20 protein-coding genes are annotated in these 21,023 nt (G+C 48.1%); 13 read left to right on the top strand and 7 right to left on the bottom strand.

Features of this window, described 5'->3' with window-relative positions:
• Window positions 1–142: 142 nt before the first annotated feature.
• A complete protein-coding gene (gene pssA / locus DUW71_RS13700; RefSeq protein WP_119395825.1) occupies window positions 143–895 on the bottom strand; it encodes a CDP-diacylglycerol--serine O-phosphatidyltransferase in 753 nt (250 codons plus the stop codon).
• A 10-nt stretch (window positions 896–905) separates the two neighbouring features.
• A complete protein-coding gene (gene ilvY, locus DUW71_RS13695) occupies window positions 906–1,787 on the bottom strand; it encodes an HTH-type transcriptional activator IlvY (RefSeq protein WP_158584103.1) in 882 nt (293 codons plus the stop codon).
• Window positions 1,788–1,886: 99 nt separating this feature from the next.
• Here ilvY and ilvC point away from each other — a divergent pair, with 99 nt between their 5' ends.
• Entirely contained in the window at window positions 1,887–3,359 is a 1,473-nt protein-coding gene (gene ilvC / locus DUW71_RS13690) for a ketol-acid reductoisomerase (RefSeq protein ID WP_119395823.1), read from the top strand.
• A 105-nt stretch (window positions 3,360–3,464) separates the two neighbouring features.
• Here the strand turns inward: ilvC and DUW71_RS13685 are convergent, their stop codons facing one another.
• Entirely contained in the window at window positions 3,465–4,163 is a 699-nt protein-coding gene (locus DUW71_RS13685) for a pirin family protein (protein WP_119395822.1), read from the bottom strand.
• A 191-nt stretch (window positions 4,164–4,354) separates the two neighbouring features.
• Between DUW71_RS13685 and DUW71_RS13680 the strand changes: the two genes are divergently transcribed.
• Window positions 4,355–4,969: an NAD(P)-dependent oxidoreductase gene (locus tag DUW71_RS13680; RefSeq protein ID WP_119395821.1), complete on the top strand. Its 615-nt coding sequence runs from the start codon at window positions 4,355–4,357 to the stop codon at window positions 4,967–4,969.
• A gap of 10 nt (window positions 4,970–4,979) precedes the next feature.
• Here DUW71_RS13680 and DUW71_RS13675 read toward each other — a convergent pair whose 3' ends face one another.
• A complete protein-coding gene (locus DUW71_RS13675) occupies window positions 4,980–5,831 on the bottom strand; it encodes a pirin family protein (protein ID WP_119395820.1) in 852 nt (283 codons plus the stop codon).
• A 159-nt stretch (window positions 5,832–5,990) separates the two neighbouring features.
• Between DUW71_RS13675 and DUW71_RS13670 the strand changes: the two genes are divergently transcribed.
• Complete coding sequence (locus tag DUW71_RS13670; protein ID WP_119395819.1) at window positions 5,991–7,778, top strand: ABC transporter ATP-binding protein; 1,788 nt, start codon at window positions 5,991–5,993, stop codon at window positions 7,776–7,778.
• Window positions 7,779–7,793: 15 nt separating this feature from the next.
• Here DUW71_RS13670 and DUW71_RS13665 read toward each other — a convergent pair whose 3' ends face one another.
• Both DUW71_RS13665 and thiI read right to left on the bottom strand, forming a co-directional pair.
• Window positions 7,794–8,321 (bottom strand): TFIIB-type zinc ribbon-containing protein, encoded by a 528-nt coding sequence (locus DUW71_RS13665; RefSeq protein ID WP_267896669.1) that lies wholly within the window; start codon window positions 8,319–8,321, stop codon window positions 7,794–7,796.
• A gap of 83 nt (window positions 8,322–8,404) precedes the next feature.
• A complete protein-coding gene (gene thiI / locus DUW71_RS13660) occupies window positions 8,405–9,856 on the bottom strand; it encodes a tRNA uracil 4-sulfurtransferase ThiI (protein WP_119395817.1) in 1,452 nt (483 codons plus the stop codon).
• Between the two features lie 359 nt (window positions 9,857–10,215).
• Between thiI and glnA the strand changes: the two genes are divergently transcribed.
• The 5 genes from glnA to DUW71_RS13635 all read left to right on the top strand — a co-directional run bounded on the left by glnA (window position 10,216) and on the right by DUW71_RS13635 (window position 16,537).
• Window positions 10,216–11,622, top strand: coding sequence for a glutamate--ammonia ligase (glnA, locus tag DUW71_RS13655; protein WP_119395816.1), 1,407 nt, complete (start codon window positions 10,216–10,218; stop codon window positions 11,620–11,622).
• 250 nt (window positions 11,623–11,872) lie between these two features.
• Window positions 11,873–12,382 (top strand): GNAT family N-acetyltransferase, encoded by a 510-nt coding sequence (locus DUW71_RS13650; protein ID WP_119395815.1) that lies wholly within the window; start codon window positions 11,873–11,875, stop codon window positions 12,380–12,382.
• Between the two features lie 288 nt (window positions 12,383–12,670).
• The gene (locus DUW71_RS13645; protein WP_119395814.1) at window positions 12,671–14,164 is read left to right on the top strand and encodes a lytic polysaccharide monooxygenase; all 1,494 of its coding nucleotides are present in this window, start codon (window positions 12,671–12,673) and stop codon (window positions 14,162–14,164) included.
• 131 nt (window positions 14,165–14,295) lie between these two features.
• A complete protein-coding gene (locus DUW71_RS13640) occupies window positions 14,296–15,423 on the top strand; it encodes an FAD-dependent monooxygenase (protein WP_158584099.1) in 1,128 nt (375 codons plus the stop codon).
• On the top strand, window positions 15,410–16,537 hold the full coding sequence (locus tag DUW71_RS13635) for an FAD-dependent monooxygenase (protein ID WP_119395812.1): 1,128 nt from the start codon (window positions 15,410–15,412) through the stop codon (window positions 16,535–16,537). The genes DUW71_RS13640 and DUW71_RS13635 overlap by 14 nt, the downstream gene beginning before the upstream one ends.
• Here DUW71_RS13635 and trmL read toward each other — a convergent pair.
• Complete coding sequence (gene trmL, locus DUW71_RS13630; protein ID WP_119395832.1) at window positions 16,521–17,009, bottom strand: tRNA (uridine(34)/cytosine(34)/5-carboxymethylaminomethyluridine(34)-2'-O)-methyltransferase TrmL; 489 nt, start codon at window positions 17,007–17,009, stop codon at window positions 16,521–16,523. The genes DUW71_RS13635 and trmL overlap by 17 nt on opposite strands.
• 74 nt (window positions 17,010–17,083) lie before the next feature.
• Here trmL and DUW71_RS13625 point away from each other — a divergent pair, with 74 nt between their 5' ends.
• From DUW71_RS13625 to DUW71_RS13605, 5 genes are read left to right on the top strand one after another with little or no spacing between them, the layout of a single operon-like run.
• Window positions 17,084–17,986, top strand: a complete 903-nt coding sequence (locus tag DUW71_RS13625) for a hypothetical protein (RefSeq protein ID WP_119395811.1) — start codon at window positions 17,084–17,086, stop codon at window positions 17,984–17,986.
• Window positions 17,983–18,570: a hypothetical protein gene (locus tag DUW71_RS13620; protein ID WP_119395810.1), complete on the top strand. Its 588-nt coding sequence runs from the start codon at window positions 17,983–17,985 to the stop codon at window positions 18,568–18,570. The genes DUW71_RS13625 and DUW71_RS13620 overlap by 4 nt, the downstream gene beginning before the upstream one ends.
• Window positions 18,567–19,211: a hypothetical protein gene (locus tag DUW71_RS13615; protein ID WP_119395809.1), complete on the top strand. Its 645-nt coding sequence runs from the start codon at window positions 18,567–18,569 to the stop codon at window positions 19,209–19,211. The genes DUW71_RS13620 and DUW71_RS13615 overlap by 4 nt, the downstream gene beginning before the upstream one ends.
• Window positions 19,204–19,533: a hypothetical protein gene (locus DUW71_RS13610; protein WP_119395808.1), complete on the top strand. Its 330-nt coding sequence runs from the start codon at window positions 19,204–19,206 to the stop codon at window positions 19,531–19,533. Before DUW71_RS13615 ends, DUW71_RS13610 begins: the two co-directional genes overlap by 8 nt.
• The gene (locus DUW71_RS13605; RefSeq protein WP_119395807.1) at window positions 19,533–21,023 is read left to right on the top strand and encodes a type II secretion system protein GspD; all 1,491 of its coding nucleotides are present in this window, start codon (window positions 19,533–19,535) and stop codon (window positions 21,021–21,023) included. Before DUW71_RS13610 ends, DUW71_RS13605 begins: the two co-directional genes overlap by 1 nt.

The following is a 21,023-nucleotide window of genomic DNA, read 5'->3' as shown; positions in this document are numbered from 1 at the left end:
TTTGGCTGTGCCCCGCTGGTGTGGAGGCGCATTATAGAGACAAAGCCAAATGCGTCAACACTTTTTTTGAAGTTTTTATGACTTTTTTGCTTTAAAGATCAAAGACTTAGGTTTTTGATCATTATTCATCCATTTAACAGGCTTATTGGCTGTTTTTTGTACGCTTTCGTCCTTTCAAATGCCAAAACTCAATAACCAGCCCAGAGACAGTATAAGTAGCAGCCATAGAAAGAAGCACTATTGCAGGCTCTAGTAGAACCATGGCAAAGATCATGATCATTGCTGGCATCGCAATAAATGGCACCTTTCTTTTTATACCCAAGGTTTTGAAGCTGAAGTAACGAACGTTGCTCACCATTAGTAAACCAACTGCTATTAATGTTGCAGTCAGTACTAGCGACGTCCATTCGCTTGCAAGGTCATATGATGAAAATACCCACACCGATCCAGCTATTAATGCTGCTGCGGTTGGACTAGCTAACCCATAGAAGTAGCGCTTATCAATATTAGGGTCATCAATCTGGGTGTTAAACTTTGCTAAGCGCAATGCGGCTCCGGATACATATACAAACGAAGCCGCCCAGCCGATCTTACCCATATCCTGAACCCCCCAGAGAAAGGCAACTAATGCTGGGGCTAAGCCAAAGGCAATCATGTCAGATAACGAGTCATACTCAGCGCCAAAAGCAGTTTGGGCGCGCATTAAGCGAGCGACGCGCCCGTCAAGTCCATCAAAGACCATAGCAACAAACAAGGCAATAGACGCCTGCTCAAAGTTACCTTCAATTGCTGAAACAATCGCATAGAAGCCAGCAAAAAGTGCTGTTGTGGTGAGCAAGTTAGGCAATAAATAAATGCCTTTATTGCGATGCTTCTCAATCTGCGGTTCGTTCATCTAGTTCATCCTATTTAATGTTGATCGTTGCCAACGACTGCCAACAAGCAGCCACAGCTTGATCTACTAAGCCTTTTTCTCTTGCGCATAGTCCTACAGTTATTGGCCGTGGCGCAACCATGGTATTGAGTTCAACTAACTTGGCCTTCATTGGACTGTTGTCTAACACCAGCCGCGGCACAATACCGATTCCAATACCGAGCGAAGCCATACTAGCAATGGCTTCATGACCTGCTACTTTAGCATATATAGAGGGCTCGATTCCTGACTGCTGTGACCAAGCAACAAACCGTTCTCGAACTAAGCCGCGCTCGGGCACAATAAACTGTAGATCCTGTGCCAAGGCGTCGACTAAACGAAGCGACTCAGGGGCTCGCCCTTGCGCAATAACAAATGCTAGATCGGTGTTAATGAGTTCACGAGCAACAATTCCGTCGGGTTGCGACGCGGCAAGCGGTGCAATGGCGAAGTCAGCTTCATTACTTTGCAGCTTTTCAATCGCCCGCGCCGCGTCACCTGTCTCAATCAGTACTTCTACATTCGGCTGTTCTGAATTTAATAGCTGTAGTGCCTGCGATACCAAACTGTAGGCGGCCGTCACCGAACAATAAAGGCGCACCTGCCCTGCTACGAGTTTATCTGCCGCTAAGCGATACTTTAGGTCCGACCAGAGCGCACTCATTTCGCTGGCTGTTTGAAGCAGCTCGTTGCCGGCCACTGTTAATGTCAGCACCTTACCGTCACGCTTTATCAAGGTTTGACCAACAGCGTGCTCAAGCTTGGCAATATTTCGGCTTAAGGTGCTAACACTGGTATGCATAGCCATTGCAGCCTGCGATAACGACGAGTATCTAGGCAATCGCGCGAACTGATCTAATAATCGAATATCCACCACTTCTCACTTTTTGCAAAACTACTTTTCAATAATAGCGTTTTACGCAAAGCATTTCACTGTCTATAGTGCGCAGCATAGATAACGGAGGAGCTAATCATGGCTAACTATTTCAATACGCTGAACTTGCGTCAGCAACTAGAACAACTGGGTCAGTGCCGTTTCATGGATCGTGAAGAATTCGCGACTGAAGCAGACTTTCTTAAAGGCAAAAAAGTAGTCATCGTTGGCTGTGGTGCTCAGGGTCTTAACCAAGGCTTGAACATGCGCGACTCTGGCCTAGACGTTTCTTACGCACTACGTGAAGCGGCAATTACTGAAAAGCGCCAGTCTTGGAAAAACGCTTCTGAGAACGGCTTCAACGTTGATACCTACGAAAACCTAATCCCAACTGCGGACTTGGTAATCAACCTAACACCAGACAAGCAGCACTCTTCTGTTGTTAACGCTGTTATGCCGTTAATGAAAGAAGGCGCAACACTAGGTTACAGCCACGGCTTCAACATTGTTGAAGAAGGCATGCAGATTCGTAAAGACCTTACCGTTGTAATGGTTGCCCCTAAGTGCCCAGGTTCTGAAGTACGTGAAGAATACAAGCGTGGCTTCGGTGTGCCAACATTGGTTGCAGTACACCCAGAGAACGACCCAGAAGGCAAAGGCTGGGACATCGCTAAAGCATGGGCGGCAGCAACTGGTGGCCACCGTGCAGGCTGCTTGGCTTCATCTTTCGTTGCCGAAGTTAAGTCTGACCTTATGGGTGAACAGACAATCCTATGTGGCATGCTGCAAGCTGGTTCTATCTTGTGCTACAACAAGATGGTTGAAAAAGGTGTTGACGCATCTTACGCCGGCGCCTTGCTACAGTACGGCTGGGAAACAGTAACCGAAGCACTTAAATTCGGTGGCATCACTAACATGATGGACCGCCTAAGCAACCCAGCTAAGATCAAAGCATTTGACCTAGCTGAAGAGCTAAAAGTGATCATGCGTGACTTGTTCCGCAAGCACCAAGACGACATCATCGCTGGCGAATTCTCACGCGTAATGATGGAAGACTGGGCGAACGGCGACAAGAACCTACTAGGCTGGCGTGAAGAAACTGGCAAGACTGCCTTCGAAAACTACCCAGAATTCACTGGTACTATCGATGAGCAAGAGTTCTTCGACAACGGTATCTTGATGGTAGCTATGGTGAAATCGGGCGTTGAGCTAGCTTACGAAACCATGGTTGAGTCTGGCATCGTTGAAGAGTCGGCTTACTACGAGTCACTACACGAGCTGCCATTGATTGCTAACACCATCGCTCGTAAGCGTTTGTACGAGATGAACGTTGTTATCTCTGACACGGCTGAATACGGTAACTACCTATTCGCCTTCGCTGCTGAGCCACTATTGGCTGACTTCATGTCTAAGATCGACACAGACGTGATCGGTAAAGGTCTTGAAGGTAACGCGAAAGTAGACAACAAGCGTCTTGTAGAAGTGAACGCGGCGATCCGCAACCACGACATCGAGTACGTTGGTGAAGAGCTACGTGGCTACATGACTGACATGAAAGCGATTGTTGAATAATCGATTTCTGTAACTATCCATTGTAACTATCCATATAGTTAGCGCTATTAGAAAGCCCGCTCAATTGAGCGGGCTTTTTATTGTTCAACTGGTTCGGCCCAACAGTTACTGCACAGCAGGTAAATCAAACCAAAGCGCTTTTACACCTTCGGCGCCCGCGTCGATTGTCAACTCGGTTAGCTGTACCACACCAATAGCATCCCCAGCTTCAAATGTCTGGCCGTTGACTTGCGCACTACCAGCAAACAGATGTAAATAGCCAACACGAGCGCCGTTATCTAGTGCTATCGACTCGCCTGAGTCGAGTTGTACGCGGTCGATACGAACATCTTGATGGATATGCAAGGCGCCATTCTGCCCACCCTTAGCAACAAGTGTTGTCACCGGCCCGTTTTGTGCAATTGTCTTTTGCTCATATCCTGGCTTCAGCCCTTGCGACTCGGGTAGCACCCAGATTTGCAGGAACTTAAGGCGCTTATCCGAATTTGCGTTGAACTCGGAATGTGTAATCCCGGTGCCTGCGGTCATACGCTGCACATCCCCCGCTGGAATGACGTATTCATTACCTTCGCTGTCTTTATGAGCAATATCACCCTCCAAAACATACGAGATAATTTCCATGTCACGGTGACCATGAGTGCCAAAACCGGCACCACCAATGACTGTGTCGTCGTTGATCACCCGTAGAACCGAGATACCCATATGAGCCGGGTCATAATAGTTGCCGAATGAAAAACTATGTTTGCTATCCAGCCAGCCAAAATTTACATGCCCACGCTCATGTGCTTTGCGAATATAGTCCATCCTGCCTCCAAATGTGTTTCTTACTTTTAGAATTAACAAAACTATAGCGAGCAGCAGACCTGTTGGATATCAGGAGAATTTGTCGCAGTTGTTCGAATTATTCGAACAATAAAAAGCCGCTGACCTTGACTTAGGTCTTAGCATTGAAGGCCTTTTCATCTATGCTTAGCAAAAATAGTTATTAGGCCAATATGAAACTCGCACTCTTTGGGGCTACCGGCGCTACCGGTCAAGCCATTCAACAACTTGCAAAGCTTTTTGGTTGTGAGCTATCTATGCATAGCAGACAACCTGGGCTAGAGGGTGCAGTAGTAGGTGAGATTGCAGACGTTGCAGATGAAGTGCTCGCAGGGTGTGAAGCTGTGGTCATATGCTTAGGCGCACGCCGCCCCTACACCGATGTATTCTTAGCCGATGCAACCACCCATATTGTGGAAGCTTGTAAGCGCCAAGGTGTGCAACGCCTAATTTGTGTTACCGGTGCCTTAGCTGGGGAGTACCCGAGCAATCAAGGCAAAGCATTCCGCTGGGTAACCAAGACGATATTTCCTAGCACCAAAGCAACCCTAGCAGACAAAGCCGCGCAAGAAGCAATCGTAAAAAACAGTGGTTTAAACTGGACCATCATTAAACCACCTCGTCTAACCGATAATACACGCCAACAGCACTACATAGCGGGCAGCACGATTCATTGTGGCTTATTTAGTAGCATAAGCAGGCGAACACTTGCCTACGACATTGGTAAGTGCATCAATAATGAAGCGACCTTCCAGATGGTACGCTTCATAAAATCGATTAAAGACTAACAAGTCGCCATTACGGTAAAGGAATGAACTCTTTGTCGTCCCCTGGTATCGCAGGAAAACGTCCGGCTTGCCAATCTTCTCGTGCCTGCTCAATCCGCGCTTTGCTAAAGCTGACAAAGTTCCAATGAATATGTGGTATTTCCTGCCACTGCTCACCGCCAAACAGCACAAACCTAGCGTTCGTCAGCGCGACTAGTACTTGCTCGTCATCGAACATGACAACTTCGCCTGACTCATATACCCCCTCACCCAGCTGCACTTGACCGCTGATCACATAGAGGGCTGCTTCTTGCGCTGGATTAGGACGCTCTACCTCGCTGCCCGCACCGGCTACAACATCAATGTAGAACATTGGGCTATAGGTTTTCACCGGCGAACTCATCCCGTAAGCCTCACCCACAATGAGCCTTGCCATCACTTGCTGATCAATATGCTCGGGCAAGTCTTGCTTTTTTATATGGGTAAAACTCGGCTCTATTTCTGCCAGTTCTTTAGGCAGCGCTATCCAAGACTGTAAACCGTGGATGGAATGCTTACTGGCACGCACTTCCAAACTTTCGCGCTCGGAGTGCACAATGCCTCTCCCTGCAGTCATCCAGTTCACATCACCAGGGCTAATCTCCAACCGATTACCTAAGGAGTCTCGATGTAAGATACTGCCTTCAAAAAGGTACGTTAATGTTGATAGACCAATGTGTGGGTGTGGGCGAACATTAATGCCGTGGCCGGCATCAAACCCACCCGGCCCCATTTCATCGAAGAAGATAAAAGGTCCTACCATTCGCTTCTTGGCGTTCGGTAGCACCCGCTTCACAAACAGCCCGCCAATATCATGCTGCTTAGCTTTCAGTAACTGCGCCATCATTCACTCCTTATTAGCAATAGACAAAGCTTAGCAACCTCTAGTGCAACGAATAGCGGTAATATTTGATCAGTTCCATCAAACATTTTGATCCAGTTAGTGATTGAGAATTATTTTCATAACTCTTACCATGGCGCCTTCTTAACAAAAGGAGTGGTCATGTCTACCGAATCACTTACTAGCTTCCAGTCTCTCATTCGGCTTCTAAGGTACGCAAAAGGCTACCGAGGACGGATTATTGCAGCGACCACCTGCTCTATTATCAACAAGCTATTCGATATTGCGCCCGAAATCTTAATCGGCATCGCACTGGATGTTGTAATTAATCAAGAAGATAGCTTTGTTGCCAAGCTGGGGTTAACGACGCCAGAATCTCAGATCACGGCACTGGCCATCATCACTTTTTTAATTTGGGCTGGGGAGTCGTTGTTTGAGTACCTATTAAAAATTCTGTGGCGAAACCTGGCGCAAAATCTGCAATCCGATATGCGCCAAGATGCATACAACCATGTTCAGCAGCAAGACATGGGCTTTTTTGAAACACGCTCATCTGGCCAGCTCACAGCCATAATGAACGATGACGTCAACCAGCTAGAACGCTTTTTAGATGGTGGTGCCAATGCCATTATTCAGGTATTCGTTTCTGTTGTGGCAGTTGGCGCGGTGTTCTTTGTTCTTTCGCCGCTCATTGCTTTGCTTGCCTTTACCCCTATTCCAATCATTATTTGGGGTGCTTTTTACTTTCAAAAACGCGCCACGCCCTTGTATGCCAAAGTACGCGAACAGGTCGGCACGCTGAGCAATCGTCTGTCGAACAACATCAGCGGCATGGCAACCATCAAGTCGTTTACTGCCGAATCAATAGAAGCCCAGCGCTTAGCGCAAGACAGCGAAAACTATGTGCAGGCTAACCGGCAAGCCATTCGGGTTAGTTCAGCCTTCATTCCATTAATTCGCATGGCGGTACTAACCGGTTTTCTATTTACGTTTGTCATTGGTGGTCTGCAGGCACTCAGCGGTGAGCTTAATATTGGTGCCTATGGCGTACTGGTATTCTTAACCCAACGCTTACTCTGGCCATTGACAGGCCTAGCGGAGGTGATCGACTTATACGAGCGAGCCATGGCCAGTGTGCGCCGCATTATTGGTCTAATCGAAACGCCGATTTCAGTGCCTAACAGCGGCACTGCCAGCCTACCGTCTCCGGTTAAAGGTAAGGTAGACATCGCTAACTTGGTATTTAAGTACCCAAGTTCAGGCGCTGGGCTGGAAAATGTTTCCATCCAAATTTCAGCCGGCACCACGTTTGCAATGGTCGGCGCGACAGGCTCTGGTAAATCAACACTAATCAAGATGCTGCTGCGCTTCTATCAACCACAATCCGGCGCTATCACTATTGACGACATCAATATTGAAACACTCTCACTTACCGAGCTGCGCCGCCATATTGGCTTGGTTAGCCAAGATGTATTTTTGTTCGACGGTAGCATTAAAGAGAACATTGCTTATGGCAAACCTAATGCCGATGAAGGTGAAATCATTGCGGCAGCCAAAATGGCCGAGGCGTGGGAGTTCATCGAGCGCTTACCAAACGGCATTGACACAGAAGTAGGTGAGCGTGGCATCATGCTATCCGGTGGCCAACGTCAGCGCTTATCCTTAGCACGCGCTTTGTTAAAAGACCCTGCAATTCTCATTCTTGATGAGGCAACCAGTGCTGTCGACAATGAAACGGAAGCAGCGATTCAACGTTCACTGCGGACTATCTCGAAAAACCGTACCGTAATTATGATAGCCCATCGCTTATCTACTATTGTGCATGCCGACCAAATTGCCGTAGTGGACAATGGTAAAATCATTGAGATTGGCGACCACAAAACACTACTGGCCCAACAGGGCCAGTATCATAAGCAATGGTTAGTTCAAACAGGTGGTGCAGGCACTTAACTTCAGCTAGGGCGCTTAAAAGGCGCCCCATTTTTGTTTGTTTGGAATGTAGTATGACGGGCAGACAAATTTGACCATATTGGCAAAGCGTCGGCTCTGCTCAACAGCGCCTTGCGTTTGCCCTTTGCGAAGCTCTAACTCAGGCTCTAACACTTCTTCAAATACCGCTACGGCAGCAGCTTTGCGCGCGTCTTCTGATTCATATTGACCACGAATAATATTGAGCTCGCCAGCGTCGAGAAATACGCCTGCACAGCCAGCACAGGTATCAATCTCAACTTCGCGCTTCACACTATAGGTGTTGCGCATCATGATAAAACCATCGCAATTTGGGCAAGCGCGCTTATTTTCATGATCCACAACAATGGCAGGATCTACCGGCACTTCTAGCAGTTCAGTACCAGCCTCTTCATGCGGCTCATCAAACTTTTTAAACTCAAACTGGTCGAACCACAGTCCACCACAACCACCATGACAAACATCTACATCAATGCCAGCCACAGTCACTTTTTTCATTGTGTTTTGACACGCAGGACACTGCATCATTCCACTCCTTTAACAACCTATCGCCAGCATAGCGCGTTAGGCACATTTGTCATCTAGGTTTTTTGTTGCCGCTTCGCAGCTCATTTTTTAAAGACTGAAAAATTTTGGTAGCCTTGGTCTGCTAGATACACCGCCTGCATGCGGCTCATCACGCCTTGGTCACAATAGAGCAAATATTGCTTGTTTGAATCCAGGTGCTCCGCTTCAGTGCGCAACTTATAAAACGGCACGTTCAACACTTTCACACCTTCAATGAGCAATGGGTGCGCTTCCACCTCAGTTGGATGGCGTATATCAATAACCACTTCATTGTCGCCAACGGTAGACACCTGCGCCACCTCAACGATGTCATTATCATCTAATAATCGATCTGAACGAGTGCGCACGGCAGATTCGATGGCTCTGTTCAGCACAGAAAAATCGAAGTTGGCTTCGGCCTCGACAATATCTGTTAGCTGAACTTTAGTATTTGGCTTTTTAGAAATAACGCCACAGTACTCGGGCATTACCTCGGCAAATTTCGCCGTACCAATTTTTTGCGCTTCATCAATGATGACTTGCTTATCTTCAGTCGCAACCGGGCGCAGCACGAGTTGCTCGGTAACCTGGTCAATCACCGACAAGTTCTGCATCGTTTGACTCGACACTTGTGCAATCGCTTCGCCTGTCACTAAGGCTGGGATATTCGCCCCTTGCGCAATGCGAGCTGCCGCTCGCAGCATCATTCGCTTTAGCACAACACCCATATAGCCATTAGGGATTTTCGCCAAGATTTCATTGACCACGGGCTCAAACGGCACCGAGACAAAATAAACTCGATGCGATGCGCTATATTGCTGCCATAAATAGTGGGTCACTTCTTTCACACCTTTTTCGTGCGCCGGCCCGCCCAGATTAAAGAAGCAATAGTGCGTTTTAACGCCACGGCGCATCATTCGATAGGCAGCAACAGGTGAGTCATAACCACCGGACATCAATGCCATGCATTGATCCTGCGAGCCCATAGGGTAACCACCCAGACCCAAACGCCGTTCCGTGATAATGCTTAACTGGTCATCAACGAGCTCTAACTTAACCTCAACATCTGGCTTTTTCAGCTGAACCCGAGCGTTATTAGCAAACTTAAGTAACCCACCACCCAAATAGCGCTCAATATCTTGTGATGAAAAATCATGCTGACCAACACGACGTACGCGAACACAAAAGGATTTGTTGGCAATTTCGGGCAATGTGGCTGGCATTAATAGCTCTAGCGTTCGCTCGAAAGACTCAAATTGGTGCGTAGTAACCGAAAGCACCTGCTGCACACCGCTAATTCGACAAAGCGTTTGTAGCATGTTTTCGCGTTTTTCAGAACTGACCGAATCGTCTATTAGAACCGTTAGCGAATCCCAGGTGCCTTTAACCTTCACTCGTTCATCAATCCGAGTCAGCGTGTTACGAACATTCGCCCGCAAGTGCTTGATCATTAGCTTTCTGATGGAGTTCGTTTTAATCGTTATCTCTGGCGAGAGCTTTAGCAGAACATTCATAGCGGACATAATGGCTTAATAAATTTATGGTTATTATATCAGCCAACAAAAAACTCTGCGATTTGGCATTGTGTCCACTACAATGACGAGGTGACCGAGCGACCATTGCACTAAAAAGGTGCACCCGCACCACTATAAACCCTTAGCGTGGTTGTATGCAGTCAGACCACATAGTTATGCACCATAAAGAAACGCAGCTAAGCATGCGGCTTTGCGGCAGAATATGGCGCAATTGAAAAACTTGGCACAGCGGTTGCAAATAGTTCACCAGATAGTCGCTAGCGCACCAGAATGCGCACTAGCGATGACAAAATAAGATTAACTCACAAGGCAACATGCCAGTACGTGGAGAGTGAAACATGTCAGAGAAAACTCTGAATCTGATCAAAGAAAACGAAGCTCGTTGGGTTGACCTACGCTTTACTGACTTCCGTGGTAAAGAGCAGCACGTTACTATCCCTGCTAAGTCTATCGACGAAGATTTCTTCGAAGACGGCCAAATGTTCGATGGTTCTTCAATCGCTGGTTGGAAAGGCATCAATGAATCAGACATGATTCTACGCCCAGACGACAGCACTGCGATCCTAGATCCTTTCACTGAAGACGCGACTGTTATTGTTCGTTGTGACATCATCGAGCCAGCAACGATGCAAGGCTACGAGCGTGACCCACGTTCAGTTGCTCGCCGCGCTGAAGAGTACCTACAGACTACTGGTCTAGGTGACACTGCATTCTTCGGTCCTGAGCCAGAATTCTTCTTGTTCGATTCTGTTAAGTGGAAGCTAGACATGTCTGGCGTTTCTTACCAGATCACATCTGAAGAAGGTGCTTGGGCGACTGCTGACGACTTCGAAAACGGCAACACTGGTCACCGTCCTCGCGTTAAAGGCGGTTACTTCCCAGTACCACCAGTTGATAGCCACCACGACATCCGTAGCGCAATGTGTGACGCGATGGAAGCAATGGGCCTAGAAATTGAAGTTCACCACCACGAAGTGGCGAACGCTGGTCAGAACGAAATCGGCGTTAAGTTCAACACACTAGTTGCTAAAGCGGACGAAACTCAGATCCTTAAGTACTGTGTACACAACGTTGCACACGCTTACGGCAAGACTGCTACATTCATGCCTAAGCCAATCGTTGGTGACAACGGTTCTGGTATGCACGTTCACCAGTCTTTCTGGAAAGATGGCGAAAACCAATTCGCTGGCGACCAGTATGCAGGCCTTTCTGAAATGGCTCTGTTCTACATCGGTGGTATCATCAAGCACGCTAAAGCATTGAACGCGTTCACTAACGCTTCAACTAACTCTTACAAGCGTCTGATCCCAGGTTTCGAAGCACCAGTTATGCTAGCTTACTCAGCGCGTAACCGTTCTGCTTCAATCCGTATCCCATACACTGCTTCACCAAAAGGTAAGCGTGTAGAAGCTCGCTTCCCGGATCCAACGGCTAACCCATACCTAGCATTCGCATCTATGCTAATGGCTGGTATCGACGGTATCCAGAACAAGATCCACCCAGGCGAAGCTGCTGACAAGGATCTATACGACCTACCAGCAGAAGAAGCTGCGGCGATTCCACAGGTTGCAGGCTCTCTACGTGAAGCATTGTCTGAACTAGACAAAGATCGTGAGTTCCTAACTCGTGGCGGTGTATTCACTGACGACATGATCGACGCTTATATCGCGTTGAAAATGGAAGAAGTTGAAGCGGTTGAGCAAACCACTCACCCGAAAGAATTCGACCTATACTACTCAGTATAAGAGCAGATGGTTTGAGTCTGCTGCGCAGACACATCAAAGCATCAAAAAGCCGAGCATTGCTCGGCTTTTTTGTGTCTGCAACAAGGCTAGCCTTACCTATTCGAAACAGACTAGCGCGTAGGTAAAGGTAGTCATTCGGCAACAATTGTTTATACTTGCAGTGTTGGACTCGTTCTGGCGCTGCCAGAATGATAAAAAGCCGGACCCTCGGGTTCGGCTTTTTTTTGCCTGCCAGACCAAGGACTAGACCATGCATTTTGCATTACTAACCGAACAAGATAGCCAAGCAATCGCCGACTATTACCAGCGAAATCAAACCCACTTTAAGCCTTGGTCACCTAAACGCTCATATGATTTCTACCAGCTTGAGCAAGTTAACCAACGCATGGCCGGCATACTGAATGCACAAGCACAGCAGCATGAGGCACATTGGTTAATGTGGCACAACCAGCAAATCATCGGCCATTGCACGCTTTCAAATATTGTACGAGGCCCATTTCAGGCCTGTTATATGGGCTATGGCATAGATGAGGCTTATCAAAACCACGGGCTCATGCAGCCATTTTGCCAACATGTCATTGACTATGCGTTTAATGAACTAGGCTTACATCGAATTATGGCCAACTATATGCCCCACAACACACGCTCTGGTGCTTTGCTTGAAAGATTAGGCTTTGTTAAAGAGGGGCTAGCGAAAGACTATTTAAAAATTAACGGTCGCTGGGAAAATCATGTGCTGACGGTCCTTACTCATCGTTAACCTACTACAAACCTCCTCCTCTCCAAATGGGTTAGCTTTTCAAACCAACCAGTATTTTCACTAAAGCATACATCCCTGCATAATTATTCAAGATCGCAGCAACTTACCTAAACCATTAGCAACATTTCAATCAGTAACGTTCCCAACATTTTCACTACATTTTTACCACTATTAGAATGTGAAACTGGTCGCATACCTACAGTTCACCATGATCTACATCAGGTGGTCCCCACTATTATTGAGGGCGCTCGTGTCAAAAAAATAACAATCGAGCTTCGGAGGTATTCAATGAAAAAGTTACTGTCTAACTCAGTAGCTATGGTTGTGGCAGGTGGCGCTTTGTTCAGTGCTTCGCAGGCCACAGCTCATGGTACGATGATTGACCCACCGGCCCGCGCTTATGTGTGTGCCCAAGGCAACATCGAAAACCCACAAGACCCAGCCTGTGCAGCAGCGACGGCAAAATCAGGCACTCTGCAGTTCTACGATCCGTACGCCATTGCGCAAGCAAACGCAGACAGCAATCACCGCGCTGTTGTACCAGACGGCACCCTGTGCTCTGGTGATGGCAACTGGTATCGTGGTTTAGATTTAGTGCGTGATGACTGGACTGCAACGCCAATTGTAGCGGACGCCAACGGCGAGTACACCTTCCGTTTCTGGGGTACCGCACCACACCGCACAAAAGATTGGATCTTTTACGTCACCAAGCCTGGCTACAATAACGAAGCCCTAACTTGGGATAACATCGAAGAGTTCGATCGTATTGTGGGTGATGTGCCACTAATCAAGGTTGACGGCCTAAAAGGCGGTTATTATGACATGACCGTTAAGTTGCCAAACCGCACTGGTAAGCACGTTATCTACAATGTATGGCAACGCTCAGACTCTGGCGAAGCGTTTTACACCTGTATGGACGTTGTATTCCCAGGGGATGCAATCGACACACCTTGGAAACAAATCGACCGTCTACAAGCGCGCCAAGACCTAGCGGCCGACACAACGGTAACGTTCCGCCTGTTTAACGAGCAAGGTAACGACGTTGACCGTGTTAGCTACACCCTAACCTCAGCTATGGCGGCTCAAGACTGGGCATATGAACTAGCATTAGCCGTAAACGGTCAAATCACCAACGCTCGTATTGGCCAATTGCAGCAAAATGGCGATGTTGCACCGCAGCGTTCGGCCACTGCGAATATCGTTTACGCCGACAACGCCAATTACACCGCAGTGATCGAGATTGATGCACCCGCAACACCAGTGCCAACTGCGACGCCTGTGCCAACTGCAACACCAGCGCCAACTGCAACGCCTGTGGTCACACCACCACCTTCAGGTGGTACTTGTGGCACAGCATACCAAGCAGGTGCTTCTTACCAGCAAGGCGACAAAGTCACCAACATTGGCAACACCTATGAATGTCGTGTAGGCGGCTGGTGCAGCAACTCAGCTTATGCTCCAGGTGATTCAATTTACTGGCAGCAAGCTTGGGTATTAACCAACAGCTGCAATGAGCCAACCCCTGTCACTACACCTACGCCTGTTGTAACGGCGACACCAGTGGTTACGGCTACGCCAGTTATTACAGCAACACCTGTTGTGACTGAAGTGCCTGGCACTTGTAGCGATGAAGCATGGCGTGCCGATAAAGTCTACCTACAAGGCGACACGGTATCGTTTGAAGGCAATGTGTACCAAGCACGTTGGTGGACAACGGGTGACAACCCAGCCAATAACGGTGGCAACAACTGGTACGTGTGGAATCGTTTAGGTAGCTGCTAAGTAAACTGCCTACAGCAAATTCCAGTACATTAAAAAGCGCCTGCGGGCGCTTTTTGTTTTTGTTGTCCATTCAACTCAGCGAGTTGTTGGGTATACTGTCGCCTCTTATGGCGCCACGCTTAGGTAAACGCATGTACGACATAGTCATTGTTGGTGGTGGGCTAGCCGGTCTATCGCTGCTGAACGCACTTAAACCATTTATTGCCCTAGGTGGCAAAGTTGCACTAGTCGATGCCAATCAACCACCAGGGTCCGAGCGCCTTTCACCATCATTTGACGATCGGGCGAGTGCTATCAGCGCCACCACGCTAGCGTTACTAAAGCACTGGGGTGTTGGTGAGGTTGATGGTGCGCCAATGAAGCATATTCACATCAGCGAGCAACACAAGCCAGCCAGCATACTGCTCAACGCTGAGCAGCAAGGCGAGGCACTTTTTGGCAAGGTGATCGCCAACAAACAGCTAGGCCATGCACTATGGAATCATCGTCCACAAGCCGACTTTTTCCACAACCAGCAGGTATCAGCGCTTACTTTTACTAGCGATTTCGTCAGCATTAAACTGGCTAAGCAAATGCTGCAAAGCAAATTAGTCGTGATGGCTGACGGAGGCCGATCTCAATTATTAGCCAAGCTAGGGATTCAACGGCGCCAATATAACTACCAGCAATATGCGCACGTGTTTAATTGTCAGTTCCAGCAGCCTGCTCAAACAACTGCTTACGAGCGCTTCACCCCACATGGGGCGCTAGCATTATTGCCAATGGCAGACCACTTTACTGCCGTATTGGTGAGTAATCAGCAGGATATAGACATAAAACGTGAGGTTGTTAACCGATTTGGCTACCGACACGGTGCATTAAGAACGGTTGGCCAAGCACAATCGTATCCACTTATGCTTAATCAGGTTGATGAGCAAGTACGCAGTCGCTTAATTGTAGCGGGTAATAGTGCAATAGCACTTCACCCTGTGGCAGGTCAGGGCTATAACCTAGTTGCCAGGTCAATGCAGCATATCAGCGAGCACTGCCGAGAGAATCAAAGTGATCCGGGTCGATTAACAGAACTACTTCAGCTGCAATGCCGACTAAAACAAGATCAAACCCAAACCAAGTACTTTAGTGATGGCCTAGCACGAGGTTTTTTGGGTACCTTTTTACAACTGCCACGCCAACTTGGCATGGCCATATTCGATCAGCATCCAATTGCCAAACAAGGGTTTAGTCAGTTCGCTATGGGGCAACGCAATGCAACAGTTTGATATCATCATTGTTGGCGCTGGCATGGTAGGCAGCGCCTTAGCACATGCTCTGCGTGGCAAAAAAGTTGCATTGGTAGATCGTGGCGCGCCAGTGACAGCCCGAAGCGATGGCAGCGATTGGCAAACATTGAGCAATCGTGTATCGGCAGTAAGCCTGGCACATTGGCAATGGTTAGACAGCCTACTAGCCCAGCCAATCAAGCGATCGCCATATACCGCTATGCTGGTAACGGATGGAGATGGTTGCAGTGATATCACACTTGCCGACCAAGGCAATCACATTGGCGCGTTAACGGATAACTGGCGTATTCAATACGCCTTGCAACAAGCACTAGATCGCAACTCAGTAACGTGCTTCTGGCACAGCGAGCTTAGTGAATGGCAACCTAATCAAATTACCTTATCCACTGGGCAGGTTTTGCACGCAGACATCATTGTTGCAGCTGATGGGGCAAACTCTTGGCTGCGCCAGCAGGTTGGTATTGAAGTTAAACAGCTGGATTACCAACAATGGGCGCAAGTCGCGAACCTAAAACTTGCGACCAACCATCAAAATAAATGCTATCAAACCTTCCGCCAAACCGGCCCCATTGCCATATTGCCAATGTACGAAGCCAACCAGGCGTCTCTTGTTTGGAGCTCTACTGAGCCAGCAGAGGAACTGGATGACGTGGCATTCACGGGCGCCCTAAACGCCGAAATTGCGAGTTTACCGGTAAGGGTGGAAGCCGTTACGCAACGACAAAGTTTCCCACTAATTGCACGCCACGCCAAAACCTATGCCAAAGACGGCGTCATACTGATTGGTGACGCGGCGCATAATATTCATCCGCTGGCTGGGCAAGGCGTTAACCTGGGCTTTTCGGATGTAAAAGTATTAGCAAAGTTTCTAAACGCTAGCAAAAACCTTAGCGACCCAATCATTGCCCAGCGCTATGAACAAGCAAGACGCCTGCATAACGCCAGCATACGCCACGCCATGACTGCTTTTGCCAAGGGCTTCGGCAGCAACAACCCCTACCTTCGCCTAGCGCGCAATAATGCGTTTCGCCTTGCCAATCGTTTTTCAGCTGTGCTTCAACCCCTCATTAATGTGGCTACCCGCCACGATTAGCAGGGTCTATTGCGCCAGCGAAGTTAAGTTGGCGCCAACTTTCATACACGCCTACCGCCACGGCATTCGATAAGTTCATACTACGGCTATCCGGTGTCATAGGTAAGCGCATCCAATTCGCTTCACCAATATCCTGCAGCACCTCCGCTGGCAAGCCTCGCGTTTCAGGACCAAAAATCAGCCAATCACCGGCTTGAAATTGCATGTCATGAAAGTGCTTTTTACCTTTCGTTGTCATGGCAAATAAGCGCGCATCACTGGCAATTTTCTGTCGGAAGTCTTGCCAGTTGGCGTAAGTTTTTAGTTGGGCGAACTCATGATAGTCCAGCCCAGCACGGCGAAGCTTTTTCTCGCCAAGGTCAAACCCTAAAGGTTCAATCAGATGCAGCCGATAGCCTGTATTGGCGCACAGGCGGATGATGTTACCGGTATTCGGCGGAATTTCTGGTTCAAACAAAACAACTTCAATCATTGCAACCGTGAAACCTTTGTAAATCAGAGCTAAACTATGACGAAAGTCACAAATAATTACATTTGAGAGCATTCATGAGCGAAAGACGAGCCACAGGTGTCGCCATTTCAGATAACCATCTTACGATGGTACGCCTTGAGCGGCCAAGCAAAGGTGGCTACCGCATGCTTGCCTACCGTCATGAACCGACACAATCATTCGACGACGTAGAGGCTATTTTGCCACGTTTGGCAAAAGCGATGAAAGCTAGCGATGATGTATTTGGCTTGAGTATTGCCAATCAAAAGTACGACCTTCAGCTTATTGATTTACCCGATGTCCCTGTTGATGAGATGTCAGCAGCCCTGCCGTTTAAAGTTAGAGACTTTGTTAATCAAGACGTTGACACATTAGCCATGGACTGGATACCACTGCCAGAAGGTGCTTGGCGCGGGCGGCGTAAAATGGGCTTTGTTGTCACCACCGATAAATCACAGTTAGCCAATGTAGAGCGGCGGTTTTTCAAGTCAGGCTTTCGTTTACAGCAAATTCAAGTACTACAAACGGCCGTCTGTAAAGCAAGTGCCTCGGCTAATCAGGTAGGCACCACGGCTATACTTTTTGATTGGCAAAATCGATCTGAACTCATCATTCACCAGCAAGGCAATCTACTACTGCATAGGTTTATTGATGTATCCCTAGACGATGCTAATCAGTTAGGCGACAGCCTTGCACAACATAGCTTGGCTTTAGAAGTGCAAAGAAGCTTTGATTTTCTAGAAAGCCAAATGGCCCTACAACGTCCTTCTAGCTTAATGATCATGAGCGATGATTTGGTGATAGATGAACTCTTAGATCAGCTGCAGTTAGATTTAAGCGTTCCATGTGACCAATATTCAGCCGCGCATTACATTGAACAAGTTCCCAAAGTGCACTCGGCTTGTGCATTTGCGATTGCGCTAGGGGCTGCAACGGCTGTTCTGGAGTCTGGCTTATGAAGCAACTCAACTTGTTACAACCGGCCATTATTAAACGTCAACCTAGGCTTTATCAGGTACTCGTTTTACTGATACTTTCCTGTTCGTTCTCAGCCTATTACGTGTTTCAACAAGCGCAGCAAAGCTTAGAAACCAAACAACTTATCGCCCAAACTCGGGCCGATATTCTCTCTGCTGAGCAGCAAATCACTTTATTGACCGATACGTTACAAACTCGTCAAACATTAGCAGAGCTACGCCAGCAGGAATCAATGTTGACCGCCGAGCAAGCATCGCTTGCTGGCTTGAACAGTGCGCTTCGCTCAGTTAATAGCACAAGTCGAAGCGGCTTTGCCAAAGATTTAACCCGTTTAGCCCAAAGTTCAATGCCCGGCTTGTGGCTAGAGTCCGTTAGTTTGAGCTATCAAGGAAATCGCAAAACCGTGCGACTGGCCGGTATTACTCGCGCTTCAGAGGATTTAAACACTTACATTTTACGCTTGGAGCAAATGCAACTCGACACTCAGCTCAACGTGCTCGGAATCACCGCTAACAACAACGGTTATAACTTTTACTTAGCAAGTAGCGGGGGGCGCGAACAATGAGAGCCTATAGAGCCCTGCGCTACCAGACAGAGTCACTGTTCTACCAATTAGATGTAAAAACGCGCTGGGCCGTGCTTGTATTGACAGCCGTATTGCCGCTGTTGTTAAGCTGGCTGGCAATTGTGGCGTTTAGCATTGAACCTCAGCGTGCCATAGAGCAATTGCGCTCGGTGCAAAGTGAACGCTTAACGGCAGAAACAACGTTGAACCGTATCAACGCAGAAATTAACAGCGGCGAGTATAGCCAGCTTCAAACTCGTATTCGCGCCCTTGAACAACAAGTTGCCCGCAGCAACCAAGCAGTCGTAGCACTTAGCGACTCGGTGATTAGGCAAAGTGATGTATTACCACTAATGACCAAGCTATTAAAAAACTACTCTGGCATCACCGTACGCACGATCGAAAAACTACCTGCCGAACCCATTTTAAGTGACCAGGCGGACACCCAACTATTTAAACATTCTGTTCAGCTTGTTGTGGCCGGTGACTATTTGGTTGTACTGCGCTGGCTGGAAGAAGTGGAGGCCTTCGGCGCGAAGATTTTTTGGCAGTCACTCAACATACAGCAGGAAGGTAACATCAGTGTTGTCAGCCTTACCTTGCATACCATTAGCTTAAGCGAGGAGTGGATTGATGTTTAATAGCCTAATTCTCGCCAGCATTGTGCTAATTAACCCTATGCTACCGAGCAAAGGCGAGCCGGTTTCGCCAGAACCTCAACCAGTACAACAAGCCACACCGCCGATTAGATACCCTACACTTACTGATATCTATATAGTTGGTGAGCGCAAACGAGCCATGTTAAACGGACGCTGGGTAAGCAAAAATGAGTACGTATCCGGCTGGCAACTCGCTGAAGTTTGGCCCGATCGCATCCGTATTATTAGACAATCGCAGGAAAAAATATTGCTACTCGAACAGCAAGATTCAAGCATTTTTACACCATCACAGGAGACGCGTTGATGCGAGCACTCACAGCTTCAACACTAGCGCTCCTCTTGAGCGCGTGCGCCACCCAGGTGCCAACCCCTGCACCAACACTACAACCTGAGTTTACGCGAGCGACTGAACCCAAACCTGCTCAGCCACTTACACAGCCAGAAGTGCCTGAGGCGCTGGATTCTTGGACGCTACAACAAGCGGCGCTTAATACGCGCACTTTTAATGTTCGCGCAAATGCCATTCCGGCCAGCGTATTTTTTGTTGATTTAGCCGAACAAGCGGGTGTGAACGCTGTAGTGCCCGATAAAGTTAATCAACTCATCACGCTGCACCTAAATAACGTGACACTTGAGCAAACACTTGCAGCAGTTTATGACCTATATGGCATAGAAACTCTGGCGACAAGCTATGGCTTTCGCGTTGACAGTGGCGAGCTCAAAACTGAGATATTTACCCTTAACTACCCCAACTTAAGTCGCCAAGGTGACGCGTCACTGCAAGTGGATACCGGACAACTGGCCAATAGCCAACAAGCCAGCAAGGTGGATACCAGTGTAAGTAACGATGTATGGCTGTCTATAGAACAAGGGCTGGGACAGATTATTGGTGCTAGCGAAGGGCGTGAGCTTGTTGTTGACCGCCAAAGTGGCGTGGTAATGATGACCGCGAGCAAACAACAAATCGAACGTGCCAAGCAACTTCTAGCAATTATTGAAAAGCGCCTAGCCACCCAAGTCGTCATTGAAGCGCGTGTATTAGAGGTTTCTTTATCGGCGGGCAACAATACAGGGATCGATTGGCAGCAGGTGATGGATGTGAGCGACAATATATTGTCCACCGACATCACCGGCAATGGTTTGGTTGAGTCAACGCTCAATGGCGTGGTGCAACTGTCGCTCAACACCGATTACTTTGAAACTGTTGTTGAGCTGCTCGAAACCCAAGGCGATGTGCAGGTACTGTCCACCCCAAGAATTGCGACACTTAACAACCAGAAGGCCGTTATCAAGGCAGGTTCCGACGAATATTATGTGACTGGTGTAAGCGGCGGCAGCAGCGATGATGCAGACACTGCGAGTAACTTTCAGTTAACCCCATTCTTCTCTGGTGTTGCCCTGGATGTAACGCCGCAAGTCGCCAACAACGGTGACGTGATACTCCATGTTAGGCCAACGGTTGCAGAAGTTTCGGAGCGTACCAAGCTTATTGAAGTCAACTCGCAAAACTATCGACTGCCGCTGGCGAGTAGCCAAATTAGAGAAACCGACTCCATCATACGTGCTAAAAACGAGCAAGTTGTGGTGATTGGTGGTCTATTGCAAACCCGCTACGAGGATCAAACAGCTGGCATCCCTTGGCTCTCAAGGTTACCTGTGATTGGTGCCTTATTTAGACAACAAAACCAAACACAGCGCCAACATGACTTAGTGATTCTACTGCGCCCAATCGTTGCCACAGATGCCTACTGGGAAGAGTCCCTAGGCCAAGCTCAACAGCGGCTGGCGAGGTAA

It is taken from the genome of Salinibius halmophilus, assembly GCF_003577475.1.
Taxonomy (GTDB): domain Bacteria; phylum Pseudomonadota; class Gammaproteobacteria; order Pseudomonadales; family Natronospirillaceae; genus Salinibius; species Salinibius halmophilus.
Note: the sequence above shows the minus strand (reverse complement) of the source record. Positions and strands in the feature narration are given on the sequence as shown.

Coding starts and splice junctions, on each gene's coding strand:
- pssA (WP_119395825.1), bottom strand. CDS start 895: ATGAACGAACCGCAGATTGAGAAGCATCGCAATAAAGGCATTTATTTA.
- ilvC (WP_119395823.1), top strand. CDS start 1,887: ATGGCTAACTATTTCAATACGCTGAACTTGCGTCAGCAACTAGAACAA.
- DUW71_RS13685 (WP_119395822.1), bottom strand. CDS start 4,163: ATGGACTATATTCGCAAAGCACATGAGCGTGGGCATGTAAATTTTGGC.
- DUW71_RS13680 (WP_119395821.1), top strand. CDS start 4,355: ATGAAACTCGCACTCTTTGGGGCTACCGGCGCTACCGGTCAAGCCATT.
- DUW71_RS13675 (WP_119395820.1), bottom strand. CDS start 5,831: ATGGCGCAGTTACTGAAAGCTAAGCAGCATGATATTGGCGGGCTGTTT.
- DUW71_RS13670 (WP_119395819.1), top strand. CDS start 5,991: ATGTCTACCGAATCACTTACTAGCTTCCAGTCTCTCATTCGGCTTCTA.
- DUW71_RS13665 (WP_267896669.1), bottom strand. CDS start 8,321: ATGCAGTGTCCTGCGTGTCAAAACACAATGAAAAAAGTGACTGTGGCT.
- thiI (WP_119395817.1), bottom strand. CDS start 9,856: ATGAATGTTCTGCTAAAGCTCTCGCCAGAGATAACGATTAAAACGAAC.
- glnA (WP_119395816.1), top strand. CDS start 10,216: ATGTCAGAGAAAACTCTGAATCTGATCAAAGAAAACGAAGCTCGTTGG.
- DUW71_RS13650 (WP_119395815.1), top strand. CDS start 11,873: ATGCATTTTGCATTACTAACCGAACAAGATAGCCAAGCAATCGCCGAC.
- DUW71_RS13645 (WP_119395814.1), top strand. CDS start 12,671: ATGAAAAAGTTACTGTCTAACTCAGTAGCTATGGTTGTGGCAGGTGGC.
- DUW71_RS13640 (WP_158584099.1), top strand. CDS start 14,296: ATGTACGACATAGTCATTGTTGGTGGTGGGCTAGCCGGTCTATCGCTG.
- DUW71_RS13635 (WP_119395812.1), top strand. CDS start 15,410: ATGCAACAGTTTGATATCATCATTGTTGGCGCTGGCATGGTAGGCAGC.
- trmL (WP_119395832.1), bottom strand. CDS start 17,009: ATGATTGAAGTTGTTTTGTTTGAACCAGAAATTCCGCCGAATACCGGT.
- DUW71_RS13625 (WP_119395811.1), top strand. CDS start 17,084: ATGAGCGAAAGACGAGCCACAGGTGTCGCCATTTCAGATAACCATCTT.
- DUW71_RS13620 (WP_119395810.1), top strand. CDS start 17,983: ATGAAGCAACTCAACTTGTTACAACCGGCCATTATTAAACGTCAACCT.
- DUW71_RS13615 (WP_119395809.1), top strand. CDS start 18,567: ATGAGAGCCTATAGAGCCCTGCGCTACCAGACAGAGTCACTGTTCTAC.
- DUW71_RS13610 (WP_119395808.1), top strand. CDS start 19,204: ATGTTTAATAGCCTAATTCTCGCCAGCATTGTGCTAATTAACCCTATG.
- DUW71_RS13605 (WP_119395807.1), top strand. CDS start 19,533: ATGCGAGCACTCACAGCTTCAACACTAGCGCTCCTCTTGAGCGCGTGC.